This window comes from Streptomyces sp. NPDC002057 (genome assembly GCF_040296665.1).
In the GTDB taxonomy this organism is placed as follows: Bacteria; Actinomycetota; Actinomycetes; order Streptomycetales; family Streptomycetaceae; genus Streptomyces.
Genome location: NZ_JBEOXR010000039.1, coordinates 29,821 through 51,747, shown reverse-complemented (window position 1 = coordinate 51,747; position 21,927 = coordinate 29,821). Strand labels below are relative to the sequence as shown.

At 72.2% G+C, this 21,927-nt stretch carries 21 protein-coding genes; 17 read left to right on the top strand and 4 right to left on the bottom strand.

The window, feature by feature from the left end; translation table 11 throughout:
• Positions 1–173 precede the first annotated feature (173 nt).
• From pcaDC to ABT129_RS26265, 8 genes are all read left to right on the top strand, one after another.
• Positions 174–1,436: a bifunctional 3-oxoadipate enol-lactonase/4-carboxymuconolactone decarboxylase PcaDC gene (gene pcaDC / locus ABT129_RS26300; RefSeq protein ID WP_351906363.1), complete on the top strand. Its 1,263-nt coding sequence runs from the start codon at positions 174–176 to the stop codon at positions 1,434–1,436.
• Between the two features lie 9 nt (positions 1,437–1,445).
• A complete protein-coding gene (locus tag ABT129_RS26295; protein WP_351906360.1) occupies positions 1,446–2,078 on the top strand; it encodes an MBL fold metallo-hydrolase in 633 nt (210 codons plus the stop codon).
• 47 nt (positions 2,079–2,125) lie between these two features.
• A complete protein-coding gene (locus tag ABT129_RS26290; protein ID WP_351906357.1) occupies positions 2,126–2,905 on the top strand; it encodes an exodeoxyribonuclease III in 780 nt (259 codons plus the stop codon).
• 196 nt (positions 2,906–3,101) lie between these two features.
• Positions 3,102–3,545: a DUF6278 family protein gene (locus ABT129_RS26285; RefSeq protein WP_351906354.1), complete on the top strand. Its 444-nt coding sequence runs from the start codon at positions 3,102–3,104 to the stop codon at positions 3,543–3,545.
• A gap of 148 nt (positions 3,546–3,693) precedes the next feature.
• Positions 3,694–4,440: an amino acid ABC transporter ATP-binding protein gene (locus ABT129_RS26280; RefSeq protein ID WP_351906351.1), complete on the top strand. Its 747-nt coding sequence runs from the start codon at positions 3,694–3,696 to the stop codon at positions 4,438–4,440.
• A 14-nt stretch (positions 4,441–4,454) separates the two neighbouring features.
• Positions 4,455–5,372, top strand: a complete 918-nt coding sequence (locus ABT129_RS26275; protein WP_351906348.1) for a glutamate ABC transporter substrate-binding protein — start codon at positions 4,455–4,457, stop codon at positions 5,370–5,372.
• A gap of 18 nt (positions 5,373–5,390) precedes the next feature.
• On the top strand, positions 5,391–6,035 hold the full coding sequence (locus tag ABT129_RS26270) for an amino acid ABC transporter permease (protein WP_351906345.1): 645 nt from the start codon (positions 5,391–5,393) through the stop codon (positions 6,033–6,035).
• Positions 6,032–6,889: an amino acid ABC transporter permease gene (locus tag ABT129_RS26265; RefSeq protein ID WP_351906342.1), complete on the top strand. Its 858-nt coding sequence runs from the start codon at positions 6,032–6,034 to the stop codon at positions 6,887–6,889. The genes ABT129_RS26270 and ABT129_RS26265 overlap by 4 nt, the downstream gene beginning before the upstream one ends.
• A gap of 38 nt (positions 6,890–6,927) precedes the next feature.
• Here ABT129_RS26265 and ABT129_RS26260 read toward each other — a convergent pair whose 3' ends face one another.
• Together ABT129_RS26260 and ABT129_RS26255 are read right to left on the bottom strand one after the other, a co-directional pair.
• Positions 6,928–8,502, bottom strand: a complete 1,575-nt coding sequence (locus ABT129_RS26260; RefSeq protein WP_351906339.1) for an alpha/beta fold hydrolase — start codon at positions 8,500–8,502, stop codon at positions 6,928–6,930.
• Positions 8,503–8,604: 102 nt separating this feature from the next.
• Entirely contained in the window at positions 8,605–10,056 is a 1,452-nt protein-coding gene (locus ABT129_RS26255) for a hypothetical protein (protein WP_351906336.1), read from the bottom strand.
• 89 nt (positions 10,057–10,145) lie between these two features.
• Between ABT129_RS26255 and ABT129_RS26250 the strand changes: the two genes are divergently transcribed.
• Positions 10,146–11,435 carry a cytochrome P450 gene (locus tag ABT129_RS26250; RefSeq protein ID WP_351906333.1) on the top strand — a complete coding sequence of 430 codons (1,290 nt, stop codon included), beginning with the start codon at positions 10,146–10,148 and terminating at the stop codon, positions 11,433–11,435.
• On the opposite strand, the gene ABT129_RS26245 is transcribed toward ABT129_RS26250, so the two are convergent.
• Positions 11,386–12,117 (bottom strand): hypothetical protein, encoded by a 732-nt coding sequence (locus tag ABT129_RS26245; RefSeq protein WP_351906330.1) that lies wholly within the window; start codon positions 12,115–12,117, stop codon positions 11,386–11,388. The two genes, ABT129_RS26250 and ABT129_RS26245, sit on opposite strands and share 50 nt — an antisense overlap.
• A 105-nt stretch (positions 12,118–12,222) precedes the next feature.
• On the opposite strand from ABT129_RS26245, the gene ggt reads away from it, so the two are divergent.
• A complete protein-coding gene (gene ggt / locus ABT129_RS26240) occupies positions 12,223–14,034 on the top strand; it encodes a gamma-glutamyltransferase (protein WP_351906327.1) in 1,812 nt (603 codons plus the stop codon).
• A gap of 62 nt (positions 14,035–14,096) precedes the next feature.
• Here the strand turns inward: ggt and map are convergent, their stop codons facing one another.
• A complete protein-coding gene (map, locus tag ABT129_RS26235; protein WP_351906324.1) occupies positions 14,097–14,864 on the bottom strand; it encodes a type I methionyl aminopeptidase in 768 nt (255 codons plus the stop codon).
• Positions 14,865–14,896: 32 nt separating this feature from the next.
• On the opposite strand from map, the gene ABT129_RS26230 reads away from it, so the two are divergent.
• From ABT129_RS26230 to ABT129_RS26200, 7 genes are all read left to right on the top strand, one after another.
• Positions 14,897–15,148, top strand: coding sequence for a helix-turn-helix domain-containing protein (locus ABT129_RS26230; protein ID WP_351906322.1), 252 nt, complete (start codon positions 14,897–14,899; stop codon positions 15,146–15,148).
• 53 nt (positions 15,149–15,201) lie between these two features.
• Positions 15,202–15,585: a PPOX class F420-dependent oxidoreductase gene (locus ABT129_RS26225; protein WP_351906319.1), complete on the top strand. Its 384-nt coding sequence runs from the start codon at positions 15,202–15,204 to the stop codon at positions 15,583–15,585.
• Positions 15,586–15,700: 115 nt separating this feature from the next.
• Positions 15,701–17,035, top strand: a complete 1,335-nt coding sequence (locus tag ABT129_RS26220; RefSeq protein ID WP_351906316.1) for a UL36 very large tegument protein — start codon at positions 15,701–15,703, stop codon at positions 17,033–17,035.
• Between the two features lie 253 nt (positions 17,036–17,288).
• Positions 17,289–18,131, top strand: coding sequence for a nitrilase-related carbon-nitrogen hydrolase (locus tag ABT129_RS26215; protein ID WP_351906313.1), 843 nt, complete (start codon positions 17,289–17,291; stop codon positions 18,129–18,131).
• A complete protein-coding gene (locus ABT129_RS26210; RefSeq protein WP_351906310.1) occupies positions 18,128–19,408 on the top strand; it encodes an aspartate aminotransferase family protein in 1,281 nt (426 codons plus the stop codon). Before ABT129_RS26215 ends, ABT129_RS26210 begins: the two co-directional genes overlap by 4 nt.
• Positions 19,409–19,445: 37 nt before the next feature.
• On the top strand, positions 19,446–20,849 hold the full coding sequence (gene hydA / locus ABT129_RS26205) for a dihydropyrimidinase (protein ID WP_351906307.1): 1,404 nt from the start codon (positions 19,446–19,448) through the stop codon (positions 20,847–20,849).
• A 34-nt stretch (positions 20,850–20,883) separates the two neighbouring features.
• Positions 20,884–21,885, top strand: coding sequence for a TIGR03842 family LLM class F420-dependent oxidoreductase (locus ABT129_RS26200; protein ID WP_351906304.1), 1,002 nt, complete (start codon positions 20,884–20,886; stop codon positions 21,883–21,885).
• Positions 21,886–21,927 lie beyond the last annotated feature (42 nt).

The window sequence follows — 21,927 nt, the reverse complement described above, 5'->3', positions numbered from 1 at the left end:
AAATCTGTTCGCAGAACGCAAGAGCGAACACCTTGCCATGGCGGGGCGAAGTCGATCAACGCGACGTCCTCCTCGCCCCGTTCGGGACCGACGGCCGTCAAGGCCGCGACGTGACCCGTCCCGGCCCGACCCCCGCCGCAGGGGCACCGGCGGGGGATGAGAGGGTCTAGCGGGTGAGCGAGACACCGACGAACACACCGACGAACACGCTGCAGTACCGCCTCGACGGGCGGGAAGACGCTCCGGTCCTGGTCATCGGGCCCTCTCTGGGGACGACCTGGCACATGTGGGACCGGCAGATACCCGAGCTCACCCGGGACTGGCGGGTCGTGCGTTTCGACCTGCCCGGGCACGGGGGCGCGCCCGCGCAGCCCTTCACCTCCGTCGCCGAGCTCGGTGACCGGCTGCTCGCCACCCTCGACGCGATCGGCGTCCAGCGGTTCGGTTACGCGGGCTGCTCCCTGGGCGGCGCCGTCGGCCTCGACCTGGCCCTGCGCGCGCCCCACCGGGTCGCCTCCCTCGCCCTGGTCGCCACCTCGCCCCGGTTCGGCAGTGCCGACGAGTTCCGTCAGCGCGGTGTCATCGTCCGCGCCAACGGTCTGGAGCCGATGGCCCGGACCGCCCCCGAGCAGTGGTTCACCTCCGTGTTCGCCGGTGCACAGCCCGCCATCGTGGACTGGGCCGTCCAGATGGTCCGGACGACCGACCCCGCCTGCTACATCGCCGCCTGCGAGGCCCTCGCCGTCTTCGACGTCCGCGAGGCCCTCGACCGGATCGGCGTCCCCGCCCTCGTCCTCGTCGGCTCCGAGGACCAGGTCACCGGCCCCGCCGAGGCCCGCACCCTGGTCGCGGGCATCGCCGACGCCCGGCTCGCAGTCGTCCCCGCCGCCTCCCACCTCGCCCCCGTCGAGCAGCCCGCCGCCGTCACCGACCTGCTCGTCGCGCACTTCGCCGGTACGGCCCCGGACACCAGCGGCCCCCTGACGGTGCCGCCCCTGCCCGCCGCCCCGGTGCCCGTGGCCGAGCCCGCCCCGGCCGCCGAGCCCACCGGGTCCGGCCGGCCCGACCCGTACGAGAAGGGGCTCGGGCTGCGCCGCGAGGTCCTCGGCGACGCCCATGTGGACCAGGCCCTCGCCGGCGACCCCGACGGCGCCTTCCAGGACCTGGTCACCCGCTACGCCTGGGGCGAGGTCTGGACCCGGGAGGGCCTCGACCGGCGCACCCGCAGCGTCGTCACCCTCACGGCCCTGATCGCCGGAGGCCACCGGGAGGCCCTCGCCGACCACACCCGTGCCGCCCTCCGCAACGGCCTGTCGGCCGAGGAACTGCGCGAGATCGTGCTCCACGCGGGCGTGTACTGCGGCTTCCCCGCCGCCGAGACCGCGCTCGGTGTGGTGGCCCGCGTCGTCGAGGAGGAGACGACGCCCCCGGCGTAGCCTGGCCCCGTGAAGCTGACGAAGAAGTCCCACGCGTGCGTGCGCCTCGAAAAGGACGGGCGGACGCTGGTCCTGGACCCGGGCGGGTTCACCGAGGAGGACGCGGTCCTCGGAGCCGACGCGCTGCTCGTCACGCACGAGCACGCCGACCACTTCGACGAGGGCCGGCTGCGCGCGGCGCTGGAGGCCAACCCGGCCGCCGAGATCTGGACGCTGCGGAGCGTCGCCGACCAGCTCTCGGCGGCCTTCCCCGGCCGGGTGCACACCGTCGGGCACGGCGACACCTTCACGGCGGCCGGCTTCGACGTGCAGGTGCACGGCGAGCTGCACGCCGTGATCCACCCGGACATCCCGCGGATCACCAACGTCGGGTTCCTCGTCGACGGCTCCGTCTTCCACCCCGGCGACGCGCTCACCGTGCCCGACCACCCCGTGGACACGCTGCTGCTGCCCGTCATGGCCCCGTGGAACAAGATCTCCGAGGTCATCGAGTACGTGCGCGAGGTCAAGCCGCGCCGGGCCTACGACATCCACGACGCCCTGCTCACGGATCTCGCCCGCCCGATCTACGACCGGCAGATCGGCGCGCTGGGCGGCACCGACCACCACCGTCTCGCCCCCGGGGCCTCCACCCGGCTCTGAGCCCGGCGAGGCCTCGATTGTCGGACCCCGCACGTAGGCTTGCGCACATGCGCATCGCCACCTGGAACGTCAATTCGATCACCGCCCGGCTGCCCCGGCTCCTGGCCTGGCTGGAGAGCAGCGGCACGGACGTGCTGTGCGTCCAGGAGACCAAGTGCACCGCCGAGCAGTTCCCCACCGAGGAGCTGCGCGCCCTCGGATACGAGTCCGTGGTCAACGCCACGGGCCGGTGGAACGGCGTGGCCCTGGTCTCCCGCGTCGGCCTCGCGGACGTGGTCACGGGCCTGCCCGGCGGCCCGGAGTACGACGGGGCCGAGGAGCCCCGGGCGATCTCCGCGACCTGCGGCCCGGTCCGCGTCTGGTCGGTGTACGTGCCGAACGGCCGGGAGGTCGTCCACGAGCACTACGCGTACAAGCTGCGCTGGCTGGAGGCGCTCAAGGCGGCCGTCGCCGAGGACGCGGCGGGGGACCGGCCCTTCGCCGTCCTCGGCGACTACAACATCGCGCCCACCGACGACGACGTCTGGGACAGGTCCGCCTTCGAGGGGCTGACGCACGTGACGGAGCCCGAGCGGGCCGCGCTCGCCGGGCTCCGGGAGTCCGGTCTGTCCGACGTGGTCCCGCGCCCCCTCAAGTACGACCACCCCTTCACGTACTGGGACTACCGCCAGCTCTGCTTCCCGAAGAACCGGGGCATGCGCATCGACCTGGTCTACGGCAACAAGCCGTTCGCCGAGGCGGTCACGGACAGCTACGTGGACCGCGAGGAGCGCAAGGGCAAGGGCGCCTCGGACCACGCGCCCGTGGTCGTCGACCTGGACGTGTAGCCCCCGGGCTCCGGGCGTGCGTCCCGCCCCGGCCCGGAAGCGGGCCGGGGGCTCCGGCGCACGTCACACCCCCTTGCCCGGGCCTCCGTCGCACCCCCCCGGCCCGGCCCTCCGGAGCACGTCACGACCCCGGCGGCGGAAACGATCTCCGCGCGCCGGGTGGTCGACCGGGAGGTGACGGTGCAAGGCTGTTCGGATGAACATCCCGTTTCTGGACAACTGGCGCAAGCGACACGAACCCGAGTCGGCCGAGTCCCCGCTGGCCGCGGCCTTCGACCGCGACCCCGAGGGCGTGGCGGACCTGCTCGCCGAGTGCGAGCTGCTGCGTGCCCGTGTCGCGGAGTCGGGGGTGACGCTCGACGACACCCAGCGCTCCCTCCAGGAGCTCGACCAGCTGCCGCCCCGCTGGCGTGACGACCCGGAGGAGCTGCCCTGGATCGGGAACGACGCGGGGCTCTACCTCGGCACCGTGATCGTGAGGAACGTGCCGGGTGCCCGCTGGCAGGTGTGGCCGGGCGGCGGACCGTTCGTACGGCTCGCCTCGGGGCGGGAGATCCAGGTCGTCGAGGCCGGTCTCGACTGGGCGATGACGGGCTCGCCGGAGCTCTCCCAGGTGTACGCGGAAGCCGCCGAGTACTGACTCCACTGCCCCACCCGGCCCTGCCCGCGCCACCCTTCTGCAGTAAATACGGCTTATTCCGGTTTCATGCGTGTCGGGCGTGAAGTCCCTTTTTCTGGTGGATAGTTTGCGCTGACTCGACCGCTGAGAAATTGGGGCAGGGCAGCGTATGGCCGTCGTCGATCCGCTGATCGAACTGCGTGGCGTCAACAAGCACTTCGGTACGTTGCACGTCCTCCAGTCCATCGATCTCACCGTCGGCCGGGGAGAGGTGGTCGTCGTCATCGGCCCGTCCGGATCCGGAAAATCCACCCTCTGCCGGGCGATGAACCGACTGGAGAACGTCGAGTCGGGCGAGATCGTCATCGACGGACAGCCCCTCCCCGAGGAGGGCAAGGCGCTCGCACGGCTGCGCGCCGAGGTCGGGATGGTCTTCCAGTCCTTCAACCTCTTCGCGCACAAGACCGTCCTCGCGAACGTCTCCCTCGCGCAGATCAAGGTCCGCAAGCGCAGGAAGGACGAGGCGGACCGCCGCTCCCGCGAACTCCTCGACCGGGTCGGACTCGCCGCCCACGCCGACAAGTACCCGGCCCAGCTCTCCGGCGGACAGCAGCAGCGCGTGGCCATCGCCCGCGCCCTCGCCATGGACCCCAAGGCGCTCCTCTTCGACGAGCCGACCTCGGCCCTCGACCCCGAGATGATCAACGAGGTGCTGGAGGTCATGCAGCAACTCGCCCACGAGGGAATGACGATGGTGGTCGTGACCCACGAGATGGGCTTCGCCCGCTCCGCCGCCAACCGGGTCGTCTTCATGGCCGACGGGAAGATCGTCGAGGACCGCGCGCCGGAGGACTTCTTCACCGCCCCGCGCAGCGAGCGCGCCAAGGACTTCCTCTCCAAGATCCTCAAGCACTGAGCGGGGTGGGAACCATGCAGCGCACGCACCGGACCCTGGCCGCGCTCGCCCTGCTGCTCGCCGCGACGACGGCGCTCGGCGGCTGCGGGCGGGAGGGCAGCCCGCCCGTGAAGGGCCCGCAGCCCGACCAACTCCCCGTCTACCGGGTCGATTCGGCATTCACCCTGCCCGACTCGCCCACCTGGGAGCGGGCCAAGAGGCGCGGTCACCTCGTCGTCGGCGCCAAGGAGGACCAGCCCTACATGGGGGAGCGGGACCCGGCCACCGGCCGCTACTCCGGCTTCGACATCGAGATCGCCAAGATGATGGCGGCCTCCCTCGGTTTCGACCCGGCCGGCACCTCCTTCCGTACGATCGCCTCGGCCAACCGCGAAACCGCCCTGCAGAACGGCCAGATCGACTACTACGTCGGCACGTACACCATCAACGACAACCGCAAGAAGCTCGTCGGGTTCGCCGGGCCCTACTACCTGGCCGGCCAGTCCCTCCTCGTCCGCGCCGACGAGAGCGACATCAAGGGCCCCCAGGACCTCGCGGGCAAGCGGGTCTGCTCGGCCGCCGGGTCCACCCCGTACCAGCGGATCGAGAAGGACTACCCGAAGGCCGAACTCGTCGCCTACGACACCTACTCCGCCTGCGTGGACAACCTGCTGACCTACCAGGTCGACGCGGTCACCACCGACGACACGATCCTTCTGGGGTACGCCGCCAAGGTCCCCGAGGAGCTCAAGGTCGTCGGCACGCCGTTCTCCGAGGAGCCGTACGGCATCGGCGTCCCGCGCGGCGACAACGCCCTGCGCTTCGCCCTCGACGACGCCCTCGCCGCCAACGAGAGGAACGGCAACTGGAAGAAGGCCTACGACGCCACCCTCGGCCTCTCCGGCGTCCCCGCCCCGACGCCGCCGCCCATCGACCGCTACCCGGCGAGCTGACCGGAGGAGCCTCCCGACATGGACGTCCTGACCGACAACTTCTCCCTCTACGGCGAGGGATTCCTCGGCACCGTCGAACTCACCGTGTACGCCTCGGCGCTCGCCCTCGTCCTGGGCTTCCTCATGGCCTCGTTCCGGGTCGCGCCCGTGGGCTCCTTCCGGGTCTTCGGCACGGTCTGGGTCACCATCCTGCGCAACACCCCGCTGACCCTGCTCTTCTTCGCGGTCATGCTGGGCCTGCCCCGGTTCGGACTCGTGCTGCCCTTCGAGCTGTTCGCCGTCCTCGCGCTCGGCTGCTACACCTCCGCCTTCGTCTGCGAGGTGCTGCGCTCCGGCATCAACACCGTGCCGCGCGGCCAGGGCGAGGCCGCCCGCAGCCTGGGCATGAGCTTCACCCAGACCCTCGGCACCGTCGTCCTGCCCCAGGCCTTCCGCACGGTCATCTCCCCGATCGGCTCCACCCTGATCGCCCTCGCCAAGAACTCGGCGATCGCCGGCGCGTTCAGCGTCACGGAACTCCTCGGCACCTACAAGACCTTGAGCGAACTCGGCTACAACATCGTCTGGACCTTCGTCTGGATCGCCGTCGGATACCTCATCATCACCCTCAGTATCAGCGCTCTCTTCCACGTCATGGAGAAGCGCTGGGGAGTCGCCCGATGACCGATTCCACCGCCCTCTACGACATCCCCGGGCCGCACGCCCGGCGACGCCACCTGCTCTACGGCGTCGCCTCCACCGTGGTGATCCTCGCGCTGGCCGGCTGGATCCTCTACCTCCTCTTCGACAACGACCAGTTCACCTCGACCAAGTGGTCGCCCTTCCTCTACAAGGGCATCCAGGAGCTGCTGCTCGAAGGGCTCGGCAACACCCTCAAGGCCTTCGCCTACGCCTCGGTGCTCTCGCTCGCCCTCGGCGGGGTCCTGGCCGCCGGGCGCCTCTCCGTGCACCGGGTGTTCCGCTGGCTCTCGACCCTGTTCGTCGAGTTCTTCCGCGCGATGCCGGTCCTCGTGATGATCTTCTTCATCTTCGTGGCGCTCAAGGTGCAGCCGCTGCCCGCGCTCGTCGCCGGACTGACCCTCTACAACGGCTCCGTGCTCGCCGAGGTCTTCCGCACCGGCATCCACGCCGTCGCACGCGGCCAGGGCGAGGCCGCGTACGCGCTCGGCATGCGCAAGACCCAGGTCATGACCTACGTCCTGGTGCCGCAGGCCCTGCGCGCGATGCTGCCCGCGATCATCAGCCAGCTGGTGGTGGCCCTCAAGGACACCTCGCTCGGCTTCCTCATCACCTACGAGGAGTTCCTGCACGCGGGCAAGCTGATCGCCTCGAACCTCGACTACGACCTGCCGTTCATCCCGGTCGTCATGGTCATCTCGCCGATCTACATCGGGATGTGCATGCTGCTCTCCTGGTTCGCCACCTGGGTGGCCCGCAGGGAGCGCCGCAACCCGAAGACGAAGGCCGTGGACGTCGCCCCGGCCGGACCACAGACGCTGCTGCCGGGACCGCAGTAGCGAGCGAGGAGCCGCACCCGCCCGGCAGCAGCCGGTGATCACTCCTTCCGCAGAGGTACCGACACGTACGACGGGTCGGCCGAAGGGGAGGAGAAGGTCAGCTGCGCGCCGGTCGGGTTGTGCTCGATGTAGAGCGGATCGACGGTGTCGACGACCAGCGCGAGCCGGTGCCCGGCCGGGACGTCGTACGCCGTGGAGAACAGCTCCAGATCGACGCCGAACGCCTTGCCCGGGGTCCGGTCGTGGAAGGTGTACGGGGCGTTGGTGACCAGCTTGCCGACACCGAGCGGGCCCACGTCGTAGAGGTACGCCACGAGGGTGCCGCTCTCCTTGGTGGAGGTGACCGTGGTGTGCACCTTCACCGTGCCGCGCACCCGCTGCGGGGTGTCGTACCGCTCGGACTGCCAGACACCGGCGAAGGCGCGGGGGATCAGCGGGACGGAGACGACGGGCGGGATGCGGAGGAACTGGTCCAGGGCGTTGCTGAGCAGGGTGATGCCGCCGTTGGCGCCGGAGTCCACGTTCGCCCAGACCCGCTGCGTACCGCCGAGGTCGAACTTGCGCTGGTTCGCGTGGACGGACTTCCAGTCGGGGTAGCCCTCGTAGCCGCCGGTGGAACGGGACTTGAGCTGGACGGGCTGCTCGCGGTCGATGCCGTTGTCGGCGCCCTTGAGGTAGCGGTCGAACCAGCGGTGGGCGCTGGTCCACGTGTCGTTGGGCAGCCCGAAGAGGCCGGTCGCCTCGGCGGTGGCGTGGTCGCCGGGCCGGAACTCCAGGCGCTTGGGGCCGCTGAGCCTCTCGTAGAAGTCGGCGTACTGGTTGGGCGGGAAGATGGTGTCGCCCCACGCGTTGCCGAGCATGATCGCGGCGCCGTTGGCGTTGATCCGGTCCAGGTGGGTCGCGGGGGAGCGCTTGCTGCCCCAGGCGATCATCTCTCCCTCCTTGGCCAGGTTGGAGGAGAGGAAGTCGCCCAGGATCTGCTTGAGTTCGGGGCCGGGGCGGCCTGTGAGGTAGCCGGCGCCGCCGAGCAGGGCGGCGGCCTGGAGGTGCTGGGTCCGTCCGCTGTAGATGGACTCGATGAGGTCGGCCCAGCCGCTGAGCGCGGCGACGGCCTTGATCCTCGGGTCGTGCGCGGCGGCGAGGAGGCTGATCCCGGCACCGTAGGAGACGCCCGCCATGCCGATGTGGGCGGGGTCGGCGGGGGTGTTCGCGAGGGCCCAGTCGATCACCTTGGAGGCGTCGGCGATGTCCTTCGGGCCCGCCGTCTCGATCTCCCCGCCGGACTGCCAGAAGCCGCGCGAGTTGTAACTCACCACGACGTAACCGGAGTCGGCGAGCTGTTTGGCCTGGGCGAGGTACTCGATCTGGGGCATGGCCCAGCTGGTGGGCAGCACGATCAGGGGGTGACGGGCGCCGGCGACCGCTCCGGCGGGGGTGACGACGTTCGCCTTGAGGACGGTGCCGCCCTCTCCGGCGATGTCGACGAAGCGGATGCCGGCGGCGGTGCTCGCTCCGGTCGTTCCGGCCTCTTCGGCCTGGGCGGCGGGGGCGAGCCCGAAGGCCGTCCCGGCCACGAGAGCGGCCGAGACGGCGAGGGTCAGGGATGTGCGCACGGGTCACTCCTCACTGGGGACACTGCGGGGGCGGTGATGGGGGGCAGTGAAAGTGACCCGACGGTAACGGCCGCGCCTTACCCGTGGTAACCGGTCGGTAAGTTACGTGCGGGTAACGATTGACGTCCTGACGGCGCCGTCCGTCCGGGCGGCACTGTCCGTCCGGGCCGAGCCGTCCGTCCGGGCCGAGCTGTCCGTCCGGGCCGAGCTGTCCGTCCGGGCGACGCCGTCCCTCCGGGCCGCGCCGTCCAGGAGGCCGACGGCCTCGGAGAAGTCCGCGTGGGCGTCCCGGTACCGCTGGGCGGCGACGAGGAACATGGCGCGATCGGTGAGGGCGTCGGCCAGCGCCTCCGGCGAGCCGGAGGGCCGGGCGCCAACCGTGAGGGTGCCGGACGGTGCCTCCGGTGCGCCGGCGTCGTCACCGGCGGGCGTTCCCGGCGGGCCGGAGAGGCGCCCGGCGAGCGCCACCCCCGCGTCGAAGAGGGGGCGGAGCTCCTCCTCGAACCGCCAGTGGTGCCCGTCCTGGCGTACGACGACCCGCCGGGCCAGCCGCCGGTGCGCCGCCCACGCCTCGGCCGGTCGCCCGGCCCCGGCCAGCTCCGTGACCGCCGCCTCCAGGGCCGGGATCCCGGCGAGGTAGGGCGTCCTCGTGTCGGGCGACCAGTGGTGGCGGTCCGCCCCGAAGGGAGGCACCGGCGCCTCCCGGGTGCCGACGGGCTCCGTCGCCCGGCCCGAGAGGGCGAACAGGGTGACCCACCAGCCGAGGGGGTTGCCCCGGCTCCCGGGCTCGACGGACTCCGCCAGCCGGGCGAGCGCCCGGAGAGCCTCCAGCCGATCCGCCCCCGCCTCCTCGCGATGGCCGGCGGCGTCGAACATCCGTGAGCGGTGCACGAGTTCCCAGACCAGGGTGGCCGTCGGGTCCCCCTCCGCCGGCGCCTCCCGCCGGGTCTCGTCCACCAGTACGGTGAAGGCCGCGAGGGCCTCGCCGTGCCGCCCGGCCGCCTCCAGCTCCGCCGCCCGCTCGACGGTGTCCCAGAAGTCGGCCCGGTGCCCGCGGGACGAGGCCCTCCGGCCGAGGAGGTCCGCGGCCTCCGCGTGGCGCCCCTCCTCGGCGAGCACGGCCGAAAGACGGCCCTGCCCACCCACGAAACCCGTCAACACGCCCCGCTCGGAGCCGAGCCGCCCTGCCTCGGCCATCTCCTCGCACACGGCGAGCGCCTCGGCCCGCCGCCCCGCCAGGAGGAGCGTGTGCTGGTACGCGTCCAGCGCCGCGCAGAGCACTTCGGTCCTCCCCGGCTCGCCGGCGTCGACGCGCCGGGCGGCCTCCGCGGCCTCGGCGTGCAGTGCGAGGCGCCCCTCCAACTCCCGGTCCCCGGCTTGGTACCCGTACGAGACCAACGCCCGTGCCAGCTTCGGCAGATACGTCTCCGGACCCACCGTCACCAGCACCCGGTACGCCCACACCTCCTGCGACAGGCCCAGCCCGCCGGATCCGAGCAGCATCGTCCGTGCCCGCAGCACCGCGTCGTGATCGATCTTCCCCGAAGTGTTCATGACGGTGATTCTGGGAGTCGCGGGACAGGCCGGACAAGGTTCTCGAACTGTGCGATCGGTCCTACGAAAACCGCCTCTGACCTGTCATGATGGAAACGTCTTCACCCCTGACGGGAGGCGCGGTGCGGGAGTCGAGCGGTGTACCGGACGTCTTCGACCCGCGGGTCCACGCCGCCGGGATCCCGCACGACCGCTTCCGCGCCCTGCGCGACCACGCCCCCGTCGCGTGGCAGGAGGAACCGGAGATCCTGGGCTGGCCCGCCGGCCCCGGGTTCTGGGCCGTCACCCGGCACGCCGACGTCGTCGGGGTGCTCAAGGACCCGGGCACGTACTCCTCGTGTCTCGGCGCCACCCAGATCCGCGATCCCGACCCCGCCGACCTGCCGTTCATCCGGCGCATGATGCTCAATCAGGACCCGCCAGGACACGGCAGGTTGAGGCGGCTGGTCAGCCGGGCCTTCACGCCGGGGCGGATCGAGCGCTTCGCCGTCACCGCGCGCGAGCGGGCCCGGAGCCTGCTCGCGGAGGCGGTCGCGGACGGAGGCGGGACGGACCTCGTCCGGGCCGTCACCGACGACTACGCACTCCTCAACCTGACCGACCTGCTCGGTGTGCCCGCGAGCGACCAGGGGCTGCTGCACACCTGGACCGAGCGGGTCATCGCCTACCAGGACCCCGACGAACCGCCCGTCCTCGACGCCGGGGGGCGACCGGTCAACCCGCGCTCGCCCGCCATGCTCGCCGAGATGTTCGGCTACGCCCAGGAGCTCGCCGCGTACAAACGCGCGCACCCCGCCGACGACGTGATGAGCGTCCTCGCCGTCTCCGAACTCGCCGACGCCGAGCTGGAGATGTTCTTCTTCCTGCTGACCGTCGCCGGGAACGACACGGTCCGCAGCGCCGCCCCCGGCGGTCTGCTCGCCCTCGCCGAACACCCGGACGAGCAGCGGAGGTGGTGGGACGGCACGGTCGGCGCCGACACGGCGGTGGACGAACTCCTGCGTGTGCACCCGCCCGTGCTCTCCTTCCGGCGCACGGCCGCCACCGACACGGGACTGGCCGGGCAGGCGATCCGGCGCGGCGACAAGGTCGTCGTCTTCCACGCCTCCGCCAACCACGACGAGCGCGTCTTCCGAGACCCGCACCGCCTGGACCTCGGCCGGAGTCCGAACCCGCACGTCTCCTTCGGCGACGGCCCGCACGTCTGTCTGGGCGCCCACTTCGCCCGGCTTCAGCTCCGGGTCCTCCACGAGGAGGTGCGCCGGGCCTGCGGCGGCCTGGAGCTCGCCGGGCAACCCCGGCGCCTGGTCTCGAACTTCATCAACGGCCTCAAGTCGCTGCCGGTTCGGCTGCGGGAGCCGTCCGCGCCGCGACGGTGACATCGGCCACCAGCTCCACCACATCGGGGCCGTACGCCTGGGAGTTGACCACCTTCAGGAGGAGTACGAAGGAGCGGTGGCGGTGGCGGCGCGCCAACGCCTCGAAGTGGCGCGCGAGATAGCGGGTGGCGGCCTGGTTGGTGATGGCCCGCTGGCCGCAGAAGAGGAAGACGGGCCGGCGGTCCTCACCCGCCATGAGCCGGGCCAGCACGACGTACTCCTCCACGCCGGCGTCCATGCGGTACTGCTCCGAGCCGATCAGGAACGCACCCTGGTCGGGGCCCCGTTCGACCTCCACGTTCACCGTGAGCCCGGGCAGGAGGGTGGCGAGGTGGGCGGCCGTGCGGCGGTTCGACCCCGGACCGCCGACGCAGAACTCCGTGCGGTCGCCGAAGCCCTGGTGCGTCTGGTCGTGCGGCAGGATGCGGGCGTGCGCCCCGCACTCCTTGATGAGCGTGGAGAGTTCGAGGAGCGCGAAGACGTCGAAGCGGTGCACCGCGCCGTTGCCGCCGGCCTCCTTGTTGACCACGAGCAGGCACTCGGAGTTCCCCGGGAGGCCGAAGAACTCCTGCTTGCGGCGGAGCTTGCGCCGCCAGAAGTACGTGCGGCCCAGCCAGCCGAACGACGCGCTGACCCCCGTCGCGAGCACCCCGAGCACGATGTTGCGCAGGTCTTCGTTCATGGGCGCGCATGCTAGCGGGGAAACGGCACTCTGTTCGAGGCGGTCCTGACGTGAGGGACCGGGGGAAGTTACGCTGCGCGGACGGTCATTGACTGGAGGTAGGGAATGCGTCGCTCCACCGCTGGGAAGGTCTCCGTTCTCGCCGTCGCGGCGACGGTGCTCTCGATGGGCGCCGCCGCTCCGCCCCCGGCCCCGGTGACCGCCCCGCCACCGCCGGCCAAGGTGCCCGTCGCCGTCGGGTACGGCGGCGCCGTCGCCAGTGTCGACGCCGACGCCTCGGCCGCCGGGATCGAGGTGCTCCGCAAGGGCGGCAACGCGGTGGACGCCGCCGTCGCGGTCGCGGCCGCCCTCGGGGTCACCGAGCCGTACTCGGCGGGTATCGGCGGCGGAGGCTACTTCGTGTACTACGACGCGAAGAGCCGCACCGTGCACACCGTCGACGGGCGCGAGACCGCCCCCCGCTCCGCCGACGCCGACCTCTTCGTGGAGAACGGCGCGCCGATCCCCTTCGAGGAGGGCATGACCAGCGGCCTCGGTGTCGGCACCCCCGGCACCCCCGCGACCTGGCGGACCGCCCTCGACGCCTGGGGCAGCAAACGGCTGGGGACCCTGCTCGAACCCGCCGAGCGGCTGGCCCGCGACGGCTTCACCGTCGACGCCACCTTCCGCGCGCAGACAGCCGCCAACGAGGCCCGGTTCCGCGACTTCCCGGCCACCTCCGCACTCTTCCTGCCGGACGGCCGGCTGCCGGTGGTCGGCTCGGTCTTCAAGAACCCCGACCTGGCCCGCACGTACGAGAAGCTCGGCCGCGAGGGCGTCGGCGCCCTCTACCGCGGCCCGCTCGCCCGCGACATCGTCAACACCGTCCGCGAGCCGCAGGTCCGCGAGGGAGCCACCCGGAAGGTCCGCCCCGGCGACCTGACGGAGCGCGACCTCGCCGCGTACCGCACCGAGTCCCGTAGGCCGACGAAGGTCTCCTACCGGGGGCTCGACGTCTACGGCATGGCACCCTCCTCCTCCGGCGGCACGAGCGTCGGCGAGGCGCTCAACATCCTCGAAGGCACCGACCTCGCGCGCGCCTCCCAGGCCCGCTACCTCCACCGCTTCATCGAGGCCAGCCGCATCGCCTTCGCCGACCGGGGCCGCTGGGTCGGCGACCCGGCCTTCGAGTCCGTGCCGACCCGCGGTCTGCTGTCCCAGCGGTACGCCGACTCGCGCGCCTGCCTCATCCGCGACGACGCCGTCCTCACCAGCCCCCTCGCACCCGGCGACCCCGCGAACCCGGTGCCGTGCGCGAGCGGCGGCACGGCGGCCCCCACCACCTTCGAGGGGGAGAACACCACCCACCTCACGGCGGCCGACAAGTGGGGCAACGTCGTCGCGTACACGCTCACCATCGAGTCCACCGGAGGCAGCGGCATCACCGTCCCGGGCCGCGGCTTCCTGCTCAACAACGAGCTGACCGACTTCTCCTTCGCCCCGGCCAACCCCGCCGTGCACGACCCGAACCTGCCCGGCCCCGGCAAGCGGCCGCGCTCCTCGATCTCCCCGACGATCGTCCTCGACCGGCACGACCGGCCCGTGCTCGCCCTCGGTTCCCCGGGCGGAGCGACCATCATCACGACGGTCCTGCAGACCCTCACCGGGGTCGTCGACCGGGGCCTGCCGCTCGTCGACGCGATCGCCGCGCCGCGCGCCAGCCAGCGCAACCAGACCACCACCGAACTCGAACCCGGCCTGTGGAACAGCCCGGTCAGGGCCGAACTGGAGGCGATCGGGCACGGGTTCCGGCAGAACCCGGAGATCGGCGCCGCCACGGGCGTCCAGCGCCTGCCGGACGGCCGCTGGGTCGCCGCCGCCGAGACGGTCCGCAGGGGCGGCGGGTCGGCGATGGTGGTCCGGCCCGCGGGGAGGTAGCCGCCCGGCGGACCTGATCCGCCGGGCCGCCCGTGGCCGGGTCGGTCCGGCGGCGCCTCGTCCTACAGCGCCGTCAGGATGCGCGGGCCCTCGTCGGTGATCGCCACCGTGTGCTCCGCGTGCGAGGCGCGCGAGCCGTCGAGCGTGCGGATCGTCCAGCCGTCGCCCGCCGTGTAGTGGTCGTCCGTGCCGCCCCCGATGAGCATCGGCTCGATCGCCAGCACCATCCCGTGGCGCAGCTTCATGCCCCGGCCCGGGCGTCCCTCGTTGGGGACGCCCGGGTCCTCGTGCATGGTGCGGCCGATCCCGTGGCCGCCGAAGCCGTCCGGCACGCCGTACCCGGCGGCGCGGCAGACCCGGCCGATCGCGTGCGCGATGTCCCCGACGCGGTTGCCGACGACGGCCGCCGCGATGCCCGCCTCCAGGGCCTCCTCCGCCGCGCCGATCAGCCGGGTGTCCTCCGGCCGGGCCGGTCCCACCGTGAAGCTGACGGCCGCGTCGCCCGCCCAGCCGCCGAGCAGCGCCCCGCAGTCCGCGGAGACGAGGTCGCCGGGGGCGAGCCGGGTGCCGTCCGGGATGCCGTGGACGATGGCGTCGTTCACGGAGACGCACACGACCGCGGGGAACGGTACGGGCGCCCACTCCGGGTGGTAGTCGAGGAACGGCGAACCGGCGCCGGCCTCGGCGAGCACCTCCCTCGCGGCGCGGTCCAGCTCGGTCAGCGCGACGCCGGGCGCCGCCTTCTCCCGTACGGCCGCCAGGGCGCGGGCCACGACCCTTCCCGCCTCACGCATCGCGGCCAGGTTCTCGTTCGTCTTGATCTCCACCATGCCAATTACTATACCGGTATTAGAATGGCGGCATGGTGCGCACACCCCTGACCCCCGAAGAGCGCGAGCGCGGCGAGCGGCTCGGACAGTTCCTGCGCGACGCGCGCGGCGGACGGTCCATGGTGGAGATCGCCTCCGCCGCCGGACTCTCCGCCGAGACCCTCCGCAAGATCGAGACCGGCCGGGCCCCGACCCCGGCCTTCTTCACCGTCGCGGCCCTCGCCGGGGTCCTCGGCCTCTCCATGGACGAACTGGTCGTCCGGTGCGCGCTCGTGCCGGTCTGAGGCGCGCCACCCTGAGCCGCGCCGTCGGCCGCGTCCGGCATAGGCTCCCGGGCATGATCCCCGAAGAGCTGCGGCGCGGCCACTACGTCAGCCTGACCACCTACCGGAAGAACGGCACCGGAGTCGCCACACCCGTCTGGTACGCCGTGGACGACTCCGCGCTCTACGCCTGGACCCGTACCGACTCCTGGAAGGTCAAGCGCCTGCGGAACGACCCCAGGATCGAGGTGACCGCCTGTGACCTGCGCGGGAACATCGCCGAGGGCGCCGAGCGCTTCACCGGCGAGGGCCGGCTCGTGGAGGGGGAGGAGCTGCGCCGGATCCGGCGGCTCCTCCTGCGCAAGTACACCTGGCGGTTCTGGCTGGTCGACGTGCCGGCCACGATCGCACGGCTCGGGAAGCGCCCCCACACCGGGATCGTCGTGCGATTCGGGTGAATTGCACGGTGGGGCACCTGAAGGAAAACGGTCCGTAGTCGTCCCGTAACACGACTGCGGTCCAATACCCGCGGACCGGAAGGCTCCAGTCGACTGCGGGGCAGGTGCGTATCGCATGACGGTGTATCAACTCCCGGCGGAAGTCGCCACGTTCACCTCCTGGCTGAGGGAGCTCGCGGGTCGCATCCCGCCGGGAGGCGGCTGGTACGAGGTCTTCGCCGAGCGCGACCCCGAAGGGCTGCGGGCCTGCTTCGACGGGGTGGAGATCCTGCCCTGGGACGTCGTCGAGTCCCTGCTCCAGGACGCCGGGGAGACGCCCGACGGCCCGCTCGCCGTCCGGGGCAGGAGGCTGTACGCGGGGGCCGTCGGGGTCCATGACCACCGCCCCGGCGGAGCGGCGGCGCTCGCCGAACGCCGGGAGCTGATGGAGCGCGAGCGCCGGTACGCCGAATCCCGCGCCCTTGACCTCGGAGACCGGCTCCGCACGGCCCCGGCCCCGGGGCCGGAGGAGACGGCCCGGCTGGAGCACGACCTCGCCTGGACCCGCGACGACCACGCGAGGGCGCTCGCGCGGGTCGCGGACCTGACGGCCCGGCTCGCCCGGCTCGGGGAGGGCCCGGCGGACGGCCCGGGACCGACGCGTGCCGGCTCACCGCCCTCGGCGCCCACCGGCCCTTCGTGGGCCCCCGCCGCCCCGGCCCCGAGTCCCCGCGCCCGCCCCGCCAAGGACAGGCGCCGCCCCCGTGGCGCGCGGTACGCCTGGCTGGAGGGCGGCGCCGAGGGCGACGGGCCGGTGACCGCTCCCGTGTCCGTGCCGGTGCTCCCGGCCGGGGGAGCGGCACCCCGCGGCGCCCGGTTCGGGGGCGCCGCCGCGCCCGAGGAGGTCGGTGTCACCGCCGCCCCCGAGGTCGACCCGGTCCGGGCCGCCCGCGCCGCGGCCAACGCGGTCTACGCCCTCCAGCGGCTCCGCGCCCAGGGCCGTAGCGGCGAGGCCCACGCCCTGCTCTGCGAGGCGCTCGACGGACCGCCGGGCCGGCTGCCCGCCCTCGCCGGGGAGCTGCACCGGGTGGGACTCGGCGCCGACTGGTCCGTCCTGCTCTGGGAGGCGGCCTCGCTGCCGCCCGCCCGGCTGGCCGCCGTCGCCGGGACGCTCGCCGACGCGGGCCGGTCCGCCGACTGCGAGCAACTCCTCCGCCAGGGCGTGGCGCGCCCCGTCGAGGAGCTGGCCGGGGCGTGCGCCGCCCTGCGGGCCGAGGGGCATCATCGTGAGGCCCACGCCCTGCTCACCGCCTTCGTCCGCGTCCGCGCTCCCGAGGACGGGGCCCGCCTCGCGGCCGAGGACCCGCGCGGGCTCGTTCCCCAACTCCTCGAAGCGGCCCGCGCCGTGTCCGTGTCCCGCGAGCGCGACCTGGTCCACGCCCTCCGGGTGGCGGGGGTCGCCGGAGCCTGACGGGAAGGCCCGACGGGAAGGGCGGTCCGCCCCGCGCGGCGGCGGCCCGCGTCCCTCCCCTCCGCACGTGTCGGTCGTTGCCGGTACGTGTCGGTACGTGTCCGACGTGGACCACTCGGGTATGAAACATGATCGACCCGGCCGCTTAGCGGCGGCGGTCTTGCTCCGGGGTGTGACGGGGCTTACGTTCTCCTCCTACGCACCGCGTCTACGTGCGTAGAGGCTCTCTGACGCCGTGCCGAAGGAGCAGCTCATGACCGACGTCGTACGCGCCGCGCTCGTCCAGGCGACCTGGACGGGCGACACCGAATCCATGATCGCCAAACACGAGGAGTACGCCCGGGAGGCGGCCCGGCAGGGTGCCAAGGTGATCGGCTTCCAGGAGGTGTTCAACGCCCCCTACTTCTGCCAGGTCCAGGAACCCGAGCACTACCGCTGGGCCGAGCCCGTCCCCGACGGACCGACCGTGAACCGGATGCGGGACCTCGCCCGGGAGACCGGGATGGTGATCGTGGTCCCCGTCTTCGAGGTCGAGGGCGAGGGCTTCTACTACAACACCGCCGCCGTGATCGACGCCGACGGCAGCTACCTCGGCAAGTACCGCAAGCACCACATCCCCCAGGTCAAGGGCTTCTGGGAGAAGTACTACTTCCGCCCGGGGAACGCCGGCTGGCCGGTCTTCGACACCGCCGTCGGCCGGGTCGGGGTCTACATCTGCTACGACCGGCACTTCCCCGAGGGATGGCGCCAACTCGGCCTCAACGGAGCCCAGTTGGTCTACAACCCGTCCGCCACCTCGCGCGGCCTCTCCTCCTACCTCTGGCAGCTGGAGCAGCCCGCGGCCGCCGTCGCCAACGAGTACTTCGTCGCCGCCATCAACCGGGTCGGCGAGGAGGAGTACGGCGACAACGACTTCTACGGCACCAGCTACTTCGTCGACCCGCGCGGCCAGTTCGTCGGCGACGTCGCCTCCGACAAGGCCGAGGAACTCGTCGTCCGCGACCTCGACTTCGGTCTCATCGAGCAGGTCCGCCAGCAGTGGGCGTTCTACCGCGACCGCCGCCCCGACGCCTACGACGGGCTGGTGCAGCCGTGAGCAGTCTCTTCGACCGGCACAAGGCCGTCATCCCCGACTGGGTCGCCCTGTACTACAAGGACCCGATCGAGATCACCCACGGCGAGGGCCGCCACGTCTGGGACGCCGAGGGGCGCAGGTACCTCGACTTCTTCGGCGGCATCCTCACCACCATGACCGCCCACGCCCTGCCCGAGGTGACCAAGGCCGTCGCCGACCAGGCCGGGCGGATCATCCACTCCTCGACGCTCTACCTCAACCGCCCGATGGTGGAGCTCGCCGAGCGGATCGCCGGACTCTCCGGCATCCCCGACGCCCGGGTCTTCTTCACCACCTCCGGCACCGAGGCCAACGACACGGCGCTCCTCCTGGCCACCGCGTACCGCCGCTCGAACCAGATCCTGGCCATGCGGAACAGCTACCACGGCCGCTCCTTCTCCACCGTCGGCATCACCGGCAACCGCGCCTGGTCGCCCACCGGCCTCTCCCCGCTGCAGACCCTGTACGTGCACGGCGGCGTCCGCACCCGGGGCCCGTACGCCCAGTACACCGACGAGCGTTTCATCGAGGCCTGCGTCGCCGACCTCGAAGACCTCCTCGGCCACACCCGGGAGGTCGCCGCCCTCATCGCCGAACCCGTCCAGGGCGTCGGCGGCTTCACCTCCCCGCCCGACGGCCTGTACGCCGCCTTCCGCCGCGTCCTCGACCGGCACGGCATCCTCTGGATCTCCGACGAGGTACAGACCGGCTGGGGCCGCACCGGCGACAACTTCTGGGGCTGGCAGGCCCACGGGCAGGCCGGACCGCCCGACATCCTCACCTTCGCCAAGGGCATCGGCAACGGCATGTCCGTCGGCGGCGTCGTCGCCCGCGCCGAGATCATGAACACCCTCGACGCCAACTCCATCTCCACCTTCGGCGGTTCGCCCGTCACGATGGCCGCCGGGCTCGCCAACCTGTCGTACCTCCTGGAGCACGACCTCCAGGGCAACGCGCGCCGCGTCGGCGGCCTCCTCATCGAGCGGATCAGGGCCGCCTGCGCCGGAGTCCCGGCCGTCCGGGAGGTCCGCGGACGCGGCCTCATGATCGGCATCGAACTCACCGAGCCGGGCACCGACCGGGCCGCCCCGGACGCGGCCGCCACCGTCCTGGAAGCCGCCCGGGACAACGGCCTGCTGATCGGCAAGGGCGGCGGCCACAACACCAGCACCCTGCGCATCGCCCCGCCGCTCTCGCTCACCGTCGCCGAGGCCGAAGAGGGCGCCGCCCTCCTCGAAGCGGCGCTCCGAGCCCTGTAGTCCCGGCATTTCCCGCTTCCTCACGCAGGAGAGTTCCGTGAGCACCCGTACCGTCATCCGGGGCGGCCTCGTCGTCACCGCCGCCGACGAACTCCATGCCGACGTGCTGATCGAGGACGGCCGCGTGGTCGCGCTCGCGGCCCACGGCTCGGACGTGGCGGCCGGCTGGACCGCCGAGCGGACCATCGACGCCACCGACCGCTACGTGCTGCCCGGCGGCGTCGACGCCCACACCCACATGGAGCTGCCCTTCGGCGGCACCTTCGCCTCCGACACCTTCGAGACCGGCACCCGCGCCGCGGCCTGGGGCGGCACCACCACCATCGTCGACTTCGCCGTGCAGAGCGTCGGCCAGGCCCTGCGCGAAGGGCTCGACGCCTGGTACGCCAAGGCCGACGGCAACTGCTCGATCGACTACGCGTTCCACATGATCCTCTCCGACGTCAACGAGCACACGCTCAAGGAGATGGACAAGCTCGTCCAGGAGGGCATCACCTCCTTCAAGCTGTTCATGGCCTACCCCGGCGTCTTCTACAGCGACGACGGCCGGATCCTGCGCGCCATGCAGCGCTCCGCCGAGAACGGCGGGCTGATCATGATGCACGCCGAGAACGGCATCGCCATCGACGTCCTCGTCGAACAGGCCCTGGCCCGCGGCGAGACCGACCCCCGCTACCACGGCGAGGTCCGCAAGGCCCTCCTGGAGGCCGAGGCCACGCACCGGGCGATCCAGCTCGCCCGGGTCGCCGGGGCGCCGCTCTACGTCGTCCACGTCTCGGCGGAGGAGGCCGTCGCCGAGATCGCCACCGCCCGCGACAAGGGCCTCCCCGTCTTCGGCGAGACCTGCCCGCAGTACCTCTTCCTCTCCACCGACAACCTCGCGGAGCCGGGCTTCGAAGGCGCGAAGTACGTGTGCAGCACCCCGCTGCGGCCCAAGCAGCACCAGGCGGCGCTCTGGCGCGGCCTGCGCACCAACGACCTCCAGGTCGTCTCCACCGACCACTGCCCCTTCTGCTTCACGGGGCAGAAGGACCTCGGCCGCGACGACTTCTCCAAGATCCCCAACGGGCTCCCCGGGGTGGAGAACCGCATGGACCTCCTCCACCAGGCCGTCGTCGACGGCCACATCTCCCGCCGCCGCTGGATCGAGATCGCCTGCGCGACACCGGCCCGGATGTTCGGCCTCTACCCGCAGAAGGGCACCATCGCCCCGGGCTCGGACGCCGACGTCGTCATCTACGACCCGCACGCCCGCCAGACCCTCTCCGCCGAGACCCACCACATGAACGTCGACTACTCCGCGTACGAGGGACGGACGGTCACGGGCCAGGTCGAGACGGTCCTCTCGCGCGGCGAACTCGTCATCGACCGGCGGACGTACGTCGGGCACGCGGGGCACGGCACCTTCACCCCCAGGGCCACCTGTCAGTACCTGAACTGAACCGAGCCGTACCGAACGAACCAGGAGGTCCCGCGTGGACTTCGGACTTGTCCTGCAGACCGACCCGCCCGCCTCCCAGGTCGTCGGGCTGATGCGCCGGGCGGAGCGCAACGGCTTCCGCTACGGCTGGACCTTCGACTCCGCCGTGCTGTGGCAGGAGCCCTTCGTCGTCTACAGCCAGATCCTGGAGCACACCACCAGGCTCCACGTCGGCCCGATGGTGACGAACCCGGGCACGAGGACATGGGAGGTGACCGCCTCCACCTTCGCGACCCTCAACGACATGTTCGGCAACCGGACCGTCTGCGGCATCGGCCGCGGCGACTCCGCGATGCGCGTCGCCGGCCGCAGGCCCAACACCCTCGCCCGGCTCGGCGAGGCCATCGACGTCATCCGCGACCTGGCCGAGGGACGCGAGGCCCTCGTCGACGGCAGCCCGGTCCGCATCCCCTGGATCAAGAACGGGAAGCTCCCCGTCTGGATGGCCGCCTACGGCCCCAAGGCGCTCGCCCTCGCCGGACAGAAGGCCGACGGGTTCATCCTCCAGCTCGCCGACCCCTTCCTCACCGAATGGATGGTCAAGGCCGTCCGGCAGGCCGCCACCGACGCCGGCCGCGACCCCGACGCCCTCACCATCTGCGTCGCCGCGCCCGCCTACGTCGGCGACGACCTGGCGCACGCCCGCGACCAGTGCCGCTGGTTCGGCGGCATGGTCGGCAACCACGTGGCCGACCTGGTGGAGAAGTACGGCGAGCACTCCGGGATGGTGCCGGAGGAGCTCACCGCGTACATCAAGGACCGGCACGGCTACGACTACAGCCACCACGGCCGCTCCGGGAACCCGTCCACCGACTTCGTCCCCGACGAGATCGTCGACCGCTTCTGCCTCCTCGGCCCGGCCGAGGCCCACGTCGAGAAACTGCGACGCCTCCGGGACATGGGCGTGGACCAGTTCGCGGTGTACGCGATGCACGACGCGAAGGAGTCCACGATCGACACCTACGGCTCCGAGATCATCCCGGCGCTCCAGGGCTAGCACCGCCGCGCCGCCCCGCCTCCGCCGAACCCCCTACGCCCC

Coding starts and splice junctions, on each gene's coding strand:
- ABT129_RS26250 (WP_351906333.1), top strand. CDS start 10,146: ATGGAAACGTCTTCACCCCTGACGGGAGGCGCGGTGCGGGAGTCGAGC.
- map (WP_351906324.1), bottom strand. CDS start 14,864: ATGGTGGAGATCAAGACGAACGAGAACCTGGCCGCGATGCGTGAGGCG.
- ABT129_RS26280 (WP_351906351.1), top strand. CDS start 3,694: ATGGCCGTCGTCGATCCGCTGATCGAACTGCGTGGCGTCAACAAGCAC.
- ABT129_RS26245 (WP_351906330.1), bottom strand. CDS start 12,117: ATGAACGAAGACCTGCGCAACATCGTGCTCGGGGTGCTCGCGACGGGG.
- ABT129_RS26215 (WP_351906313.1), top strand. CDS start 17,289: ATGACCGACGTCGTACGCGCCGCGCTCGTCCAGGCGACCTGGACGGGC.
- ABT129_RS26220 (WP_351906316.1), top strand. CDS start 15,701: ATGACGGTGTATCAACTCCCGGCGGAAGTCGCCACGTTCACCTCCTGG.
- ABT129_RS26285 (WP_351906354.1), top strand. CDS start 3,102: ATGAACATCCCGTTTCTGGACAACTGGCGCAAGCGACACGAACCCGAG.
- ABT129_RS26230 (WP_351906322.1), top strand. CDS start 14,897: ATGGTGCGCACACCCCTGACCCCCGAAGAGCGCGAGCGCGGCGAGCGG.
- ABT129_RS26275 (WP_351906348.1), top strand. CDS start 4,455: ATGCAGCGCACGCACCGGACCCTGGCCGCGCTCGCCCTGCTGCTCGCC.
- ggt (WP_351906327.1), top strand. CDS start 12,223: ATGCGTCGCTCCACCGCTGGGAAGGTCTCCGTTCTCGCCGTCGCGGCG.
- ABT129_RS26225 (WP_351906319.1), top strand. CDS start 15,202: ATGATCCCCGAAGAGCTGCGGCGCGGCCACTACGTCAGCCTGACCACC.
- ABT129_RS26265 (WP_351906342.1), top strand. CDS start 6,032: ATGACCGATTCCACCGCCCTCTACGACATCCCCGGGCCGCACGCCCGG.
- ABT129_RS26270 (WP_351906345.1), top strand. CDS start 5,391: ATGGACGTCCTGACCGACAACTTCTCCCTCTACGGCGAGGGATTCCTC.
- ABT129_RS26255 (WP_351906336.1), bottom strand. CDS start 10,056: ATGAACACTTCGGGGAAGATCGATCACGACGCGGTGCTGCGGGCACGG.
- ABT129_RS26290 (WP_351906357.1), top strand. CDS start 2,126: ATGCGCATCGCCACCTGGAACGTCAATTCGATCACCGCCCGGCTGCCC.